Origin of the sequence: Hansschlegelia zhihuaiae (genome assembly GCF_004103825.1) — a bacterium.
GTDB lineage: Bacteria > Pseudomonadota > Alphaproteobacteria > Rhizobiales > Methylopilaceae > Methylopila > Methylopila zhihuaiae.
This window is the reverse complement of the sequence record NZ_RYFI01000001.1, coordinates 402,927-403,964: the sequence shown is the minus strand read 5'-3', so window position 1 is coordinate 403,964 and position 1,038 is coordinate 402,927. Positions and strand designations below refer to the sequence as shown.

Sequence of the window (1,038 nt, the reverse complement as noted above, 5' to 3'; positions counted from 1 at the left end):
CCGACCCTGCCGATCGACCGGATCCTGCGGCGGGAGAGGGCGCAAACTCCCTCCGCCGCGCCGGATGAGCGGCCGCTCGCCATCGTCGAGAGGGTCGGCAGCGCGCTTCGCCTCTCGGCCGTCGACGCGCGGGCGGCCGCCGGCGGCTGTGCGGCCGGCATGGCGCTCGCCGCGGCGCGAGCGGTCTGTCCGGCGCTGCGCGTGGTTCCGGCCGCCCCCCATGAGGACGCGGAGCTTCTGGAGGTCGTCGCCGACTGGTGCGACCGCTACACGCCGCTGGTCGCGCTCGACCCGCCGCAGGGCCTGCTGCTCGACGTCTCGGGCTGCGCGCAGCTGTTCGGCGGCGAGGCGGCGCTGCTCGCCGGCCTCGTCGGCGCGCTGCGCGGCCGGGGGTTCGAGGCCCGGGCGGCGATCGCGGACGCCGCCGGCCCGGCGCGCGCGCTCGCCTGGTTCACGGGCGGCGGCGTCGCGCCGCCGGGCGAGGAGCGACGCCTCGTCGCGGCGCTGCCGGTCGCGGCGCTTGCGCTCGACGAGCCGGGCCGGCTCGGCCTCCTGCGCGCCGGGCTGAAGACCGTCGGGGAGGTGGCGGTCCGCGGCCGGAGCGAACTCGGCGCGCGCTTCGCCGCCGGCTTCCTGGCCGCGCTCGACGCGACGCTCGGGATCGCGGACCCGCCGATCTCGCCGCGCCGGCCCGCGCCCTCCTTCGTGGTCGAGCGGCGCTTCGCCGAGCCGATCGCGACCGTGGAGGCGGCGCTCGCTTCGCTCGCCGCGCTCGCCGACGCGCTCGCCCGCAGGCTCGAGGCGGCGGGGCAGGGCCTCACCGCCGCCGAGGCCGCGCTGTTCCGCGCCGACGGCAAGGTCGAGCGCGTGGATCTGGGGACCGGCGCGCCGACCCGCGACCCGAAGCTGCTGATGCGACTGTTCGGCGAGCGGCTCGACGCGCTCGCCGACCCGCTCGACCCCGGCTTCGGCTATGATCTGATGCGGCTCTCCGCGCTCGCCGCCGAGCCGCTCGTCCCTCGCGCGCCGGCCTTCGAT

Annotated in this window: 1 protein-coding gene; it reads left to right on the top strand. The window is 78.8% G+C overall.

Annotated features, from left to right (window positions below):
- On the top strand, positions 1-1,038 hold a 1,038-nt coding region (locus EK403_RS22110; protein WP_164919459.1), incomplete at both ends, for a Y-family DNA polymerase.